Origin of the sequence: Bacillus sp. USDA818B3_A (genome assembly GCF_009928415.1) — a bacterium.
GTDB lineage: Bacteria > Bacillota > Bacilli > Bacillales > Cytobacillaceae > Neobacillus.
Map to the genome: position 1 here is coordinate 23,839 of NZ_JAABNN010000003.1, position 6,210 is coordinate 30,048.

General features: G+C 38.7%; 5 protein-coding genes. 2 read left to right on the forward strand and 3 right to left on the reverse strand.

All coding sequences use genetic code 11. The features are described from left to right. Positions 1–32 precede the first annotated feature (32 nt). Entirely contained in the window at positions 33–950 is a 918-nt protein-coding gene (locus GXK58_RS06330) for a YitT family protein (protein ID WP_160720970.1), read from the reverse strand. A gap of 846 nt (positions 951–1,796) precedes the next feature. Between GXK58_RS06330 and GXK58_RS06335 the strand changes: the two genes are divergently transcribed. Beyond that, a complete protein-coding gene (locus GXK58_RS06335; RefSeq protein WP_160720972.1) occupies positions 1,797–3,050 on the forward strand; it encodes an erythromycin esterase family protein in 1,254 nt (417 codons plus the stop codon). Positions 3,051–3,359: 309 nt separating this feature from the next. Here the strand turns inward: GXK58_RS06335 and GXK58_RS06340 are convergent, their stop codons facing one another. Next, positions 3,360–4,328 (reverse strand): DMT family transporter, encoded by a 969-nt coding sequence (locus GXK58_RS06340; protein WP_160720974.1) that lies wholly within the window; start codon positions 4,326–4,328, stop codon positions 3,360–3,362. Between the two features lie 231 nt (positions 4,329–4,559). On the opposite strand from GXK58_RS06340, the gene GXK58_RS06345 reads away from it, so the two are divergent. After that, entirely contained in the window at positions 4,560–5,174 is a 615-nt protein-coding gene (locus GXK58_RS06345) for a PH domain-containing protein (RefSeq protein ID WP_160720976.1), read from the forward strand. 45 nt (positions 5,175–5,219) lie between these two features. Here GXK58_RS06345 and GXK58_RS06350 read toward each other — a convergent pair whose 3' ends face one another. Further along, a complete protein-coding gene (locus GXK58_RS06350) occupies positions 5,220–5,849 on the reverse strand; it encodes a nitroreductase family protein (RefSeq protein ID WP_160720978.1) in 630 nt (209 codons plus the stop codon). Between the last annotated feature and the right edge of the window lie 361 nt (positions 5,850–6,210).

Below are 6,210 nucleotides of genomic sequence, written 5' to 3' on the forward strand. Positions count from 1 at the left end.
CGATCATTCGACATTCGCTAGTCGATTGGTCACTAATGAATATCTCTCTTCTTAAATCGCCCTCCGCGTACTTCCGCAATATCAGCTACAGCTAAAAAAGCATTTCCATCATTTTCTGTAACAATTTCTTTTAATTTTGCTTCTTCCAGACGGTTAATTACGCAAAAGATTACCTTTTTTTCATCCCCGGAATAGGCTCCTTCCCCATTTAAATAGGTGACACCGCGACCTAAACGGTTCATGATTGCATCCCCAATTTGATTGGCGTTGTCACTTATGATCCAAACTGATTTGGATTCGTCTAGACCAGTAATCGTAATATCAATGGTTTTATAGGCAACAAAGTAGGCAATAAGTGAATACATAGCCCGGTCCCATGAAAAAACAAATCCTGCACTTGCTAAGATAAATAAATTAAAGAACATAATAATTTCGCCGACTGAAAATGGAAACTTATTATTGAAAAGGATGGCTAGTATTTCTGTCCCATCTAAAGAGCCTCCATATCGGATGACCAAACCTACGCCGACGCCGAGCAGGATTCCCCCGAAAACAGTTGCTAAGAGTATATCTTGTGTAAAGGCTGGAACTGGATGAAGAAAAGTGGTAGTAATAGATAAAATAACAATTCCATATAGTGTGGATAATGCGAAGGTTTTTCCAATTTGTTTGTAACCCAGAAAAATAAATGGAATATTGAATAGAAATAGAAACACACCCAGTTTCCAGCCTGTAATATAGGACAGCATAATAGAAATGCCGGTAATTCCGCCGTCTATTACGTTATTTGGAACTAGGAAAATTTCCAGTCCCACAGACATGAGAATGGCCCCAAGCGTAATTAGTAATATCCGCTGGAAAATCTTTTTCTTGGTTAAACCTTTGTGCTGAATCTTATGAATGAGGGCTTCTTGTTGACTTAATAAACTAAGCTCTTGACTTCCTGACATTATCTTTCCCCTTTCAATATGGCTTCTTATTTATAGTATAATGAATAATTTGTATTTTTTATAATTATTTGCTTACTTAAACTTTCAGTTAATTTGCTGCTCTAATAACAGGAGGCTCCCCCTGCAAACATAAAAAAAAGCTACCTCTTTATGAAGTAACTCCCTAAATAGTTAACACCTTAGGAGACCCAACCATTACACCAGCCAATGTTTATCAGACCTTTTTTCCGTTTAGTTGTTTTACAGCTAAAGGAAAATTTGAAAACTTAGCCGGCGAGTGTTTGTTCCGCTAAAAGAAATGAATTCACATGTTTTAAATGGAATTCAAATTCCTAAGAAACAAACCTTTTACTTTTGACACATTAAGACTCTTTATTCCTTCATTTAGGTACATGCTTCTTGGCAATACCTCTTTTTTGGTTTGGTTTCAGTTACGGATACATTGTTAAATATATTTCATTAACAATGTACTAACCTATAAATCCTTAACATCTGCCTTTGATATCAATTCTATGACTACATAGATATCAAATATGAAAGGGATCTGTTCTTGATTTAAACCGCTCCAAAAAGGAAAATATCACTCTTCTTACCTAATGAGTTATAGGAATAACCTTACTACTACTCGTTCACACAAAACGGAACGAACACGTATGGTTGAGCCTCCTAAGATGTTATTTTTTTCTATCTTTCTTACACTTTTAGTATACTACAGAATCTTCTAAATAAACGGAAATTTTGTGACGGATACGTGAAGTTTTAGAAGTTTATTCCAGATTAGGATTAAAATAATCAGGGCATCTTATCAAAAATTAAACAATTTATTAAGAAAGGATGCTCAGTTAGATGATAGATTCCTTAAAAAGATACGTTAAACCGTTCCAATCGGTTAATGACCTTGACCCTATATTAGATGCCATTGGTGACGCTAAATATGTACTGCTTGGTGAATCATCTCATGGAACGTCTGAGTTTTACACGATTCGTGCAGAGTTAACGAAGAGATTAATTCAAGAAAAGGGTTTTTCTTTTATTGCAGTTGAGGGTGATTGGCCATCATGCCAATCGATCAATCGTTATATTAAAGGATACTCCCCTTCCAATACTGATGTGCATAAAGTTCTCGAGGATTTTAATCGCTGGCCAACTTGGATGTGGGCTAACGATGAAATTATGGAATTAATCGCGTGGTTAAATGAGTTTAATCTTAATACGAACCGTTCTGAAAAGGTTGGTTTTTACGGTTTAGATGTGTACAGCCTTTGGGAGAGCCTCGATGAGATTGTGCGATATTTAGAAAAGATTCATTCACCGGAACTTGATGCGGCAAGGAAGGCATTTGCTTGTTTTGAGCAGCATAACAGAAACAATGAATCTTATGCCGTGTCTGCAGGATATCTATCAGAGGATTGCATGAAAGAAGCACTGGAACTGCTATCAACGATACAAAAAAACAAATGGAAATTTGAGGATGATCAAGAAAACAGCCTCAATATGGAAGTCAATGCACTTGTTACCGCCCATGCAGAAGATTATTATAGGACCATGGTAAAAAGCGATGATGAATCTTGGAATATCCGGGATCGTCATATGGTCGATGCTTTAGAGTCCATTATTAATTACTATGGCGAGAGTGCTAAAGTTATTGTCTGGGAACATAATACACATGTTGGCGATGCAAGAGCCACTGACATGAGAGATGAAGGTATGGTAAATGTCGGACAGCTTGTCCGTGAAAAATATGGGGAGGACGAAGTATTTATCGTCGGTTTCGGAACTTACACAGGAACGGTTATTGCCTCAACTGAATGGGGAGCAAACTTTGAAGTAATGAATGTACCTCCTGCCCAAAATGGAAGCTGGGAATACCTTATGCATCAGACAGGCCACTTGAATCAGTATCTTATTTTTAACGAACATAACCGTAAAGAGTTTTCCACGACCATAGGTCATAGAGCGATTGGAGTGGTTTACCACCCTGAGTACGAACATTTTGGCAATTATGTTCCATCTAACATGGGGCAGCGGTATGACGGCTTTATTTTTGTAGACAAGACAACAGCCTTACACCCATTGGTTTTAGAACATATCCATATTTAAATAAGCGTCCATAAATTACCCTATGTAACCTATAAAATCCCCTATCAATCTAAATAAAGGCACTGATTTATTAAAAATATAGCCTTTGTAAAAGAAGACTGTTGATTGGAGTGGAAGGCGGCGAAGACTCCTGCGGGAGTACGGGGCTGGGGAGACCCCACAGGCGCTAATGCGCCAAGGAGGCTCCCCGGCACGCCCGCGGAAAGCGAAGCCGCCTGGATCGGAAATCAACAGCCCCATTTAGACACAAACCCTAAATTTAAGGGACTTTTTCAGTGCCCCCAATCTAAATGATAAGGGTTTAGTACATTAGACACTTATATTTTGAATTTTTTGTTTTACCATTTTGTTTGATAAGCGGCTGTGAAGTACCATCCCAATCATAACCAAGACCATTCCGCTCCACGATAAGGATGTGGGCATTGTAGCGTTTAAGAGGAGTAGTTCTCCCATGACAGCAAACAAAACTTCCATAGATTGAGTAGCCTCCACCGCTGCGAGCTTTTGTAAGTCACCCCTTACAAGATCAGTTGCCTGAAAGAAAAGAACCGTAGCAATGACCCCGGAGGAAATCGCAACTAGTCCGGATTGTGCAGTCTGCCCCAGACTAGGCGGGCCTGCTGTTATGAATCCATAAATTGATAAAACAATCCAAAGAGGCAGACTTGCCAGTGTCATCCCTAAAACACGTTGAAAAACATCCAACCGTCCTCCGCACAGTTCCATCATTTTTCTGTTACCTAATGGGTAGGCAAAGGATGCGATAACAACAGGAAACACTCCGAGGATTATGGATATTAGTGAAAGGTGATTGGCTTGTTCTAATTGCATGAGAATAATCCCGAGTAAAATAATCAGCGACATGCCTAGCCCTTTGAAAGGAATCCTGCCTCGTTGACGAATAGCTCCTTTTTCTGTTATCACTGTTTCATAAAAAAGCGGTGCAAGCATTGAGCCTGATATAATTGTAATCTGCCAGGTTGCAGCAATTAACCATCCGGGTGCATAGCCCGCAGAAAAACAGATGGGTGCATAAAATAACCCAAAACCGACAGTACTCCATAACAGCCAAGCACCCGGGTGCTTTTTCATTTCGAATAACAACGGCTTAAGATTCTTCCTTCCGATTACAATTAAAATTAGAAACGGAACCATAAAGAAGTATCTTAACGACGCACTCCAAATCCAACTCCCGCCAGCAAGCTCCATTGATCGATTAAGAATAAATGTAATGGCAAAAAAGAAAGCAGCAAATATGCCTAATATGATCGGTCGCATTCTTCACTTTCCTTTCCTAATTAAGGGATTAATCCCCTGCTCTTTAACTATATAATGTGTAATAGTATATCAGATTTCTGAATTTTATGTTAACATATCTTATGAAAACTCAGGCATATGCTCACATTTCGTGCATAAAATATTCTGTCGTTTAGAGCAAACGTATGAAACTTTCAACACCTCTAGTTCGTACATAGCTTAGACAAAAAAATATAAAGTGAGGTTGGTAGGATGTTTGGAAAAGTGGCTTCTGATATTTTAGGATTAAGCGATGTTGGTTCCGTTATTAAACCGGAGAATTACGATAAGGTAGATGCAGACGATTACGTCATGCATGAAGACAATGAGAAGATTTATTTTCTAATTAAATCTAAATCCGATGAATATTGCTTTACTAATAACGCTCTTATTCATCTTGACGGCACAAGCGCAACAAGCAAGAAACGGATGCTCCACCGTTATAGTTATGCAACAAACAGAATTTCAGATGTCATGCTTGAAACAGCGGGCACTGTGGATCTTGATGTTGAAATTAAATTCAAGATTGGCTCTGTTCCCTTCTCGATTGATGTGCACAAAAAACATATTGAGGAAATAAAGGACTTATATAAAGCATTAATTAAAATCTCCGAGATTTCACACGAGAATGAAATAAGCCTCCAATTTGCCAAGCAAAGCCTGGATGTTGCTTCTACGACACTCGGCCGGATCACAAGTCCTGACAGCAATTTAGTCGTTCAATTCAAAATGCTTAACCAAGCAGCCTTCCAATGGCTAGAGGACAGCAAGAAACAATATTGTGTAAAAGATTTTGGATTTGTATTTGAAAAGTATATTAATAACTAAAATCAACACCCCTAAGACAATTACAGCTTGGGGGTGTTTTTATAATTAATAATCAATGATAACGTCTTCTAGTGGTAAACGTGTTGTGTTGTGCGCTGGTACAGCTGCCTTTCCGATAGGCAATAGGATAATAGGAAAATAGCGATCGGACACGTTAAATCGTTCGATAAACTTATTTTTATCAAATCCAGCCATCGGTACTGTATCATAACCTCTTTCTTTTGCAATCAGCATTAGCTGCATAGAGATAAGACCCGCATCAAAAGTTGCAATATTTTTACGGATTTCTTCAGGTGCATTTGTGTAGGTCCTGTTAGCATTTGCAATTAATTGTTCCATGCTTCCTTTATCCATGAAACCTGCTTCATACGCACTTTGATAAACTTTTTCAGTACTGTTATACATTTCTTTATCACCTAAAACAACAACAACAGCAGAGGCAGTTTCAACTTGTTCCTGGTTGAAAGCAATTGCTCTTAACTCTTTTTTGGTTTCTTGATCTAGAATCACCATAAAGCGCCAGGGCTGAAGATTACTTGAAGATGGTGCCGTGGTTGCCACTTTAATCATATCTTTTATCTCTTCAATAGATATTTTAAAGTCTGCTTCATATTTTCTTACTGAGTGACGTTCTTTCATTATATCTGATAAGCTTTTTTCAGCTATTGTTGCCATGAGAATATTTCCCCCTAGACCTATTTTACTTACTTTTAGTAAGTTGACTTACCCATCTTACTAAAAGTAAGTAAGTATCGTCAAGTAAAGTAGCCTAAGATTGGCTGGACATCGCCTCATCTGTCGTAGCTCCAATATTCTTTCGGCTTCAGGGGTTGGAACTTCTCCTCATCAGCTGTAGCTCCAAAATTCTCCAGGCTTCAGGGGTTGAAACTTCTCCTCATCTGCTGTAGCTCCAAAATTCTCCAGGCTTCAGGGGTTGAGACTCCTCCTCATCTGCTATAGCTCCTAAGTTCTCCAGGCTTCAGGGGTTGAGACTCCTCCTCATCTGCTGTAGCTCCTAAGTTCTTCCGGCTTCAGG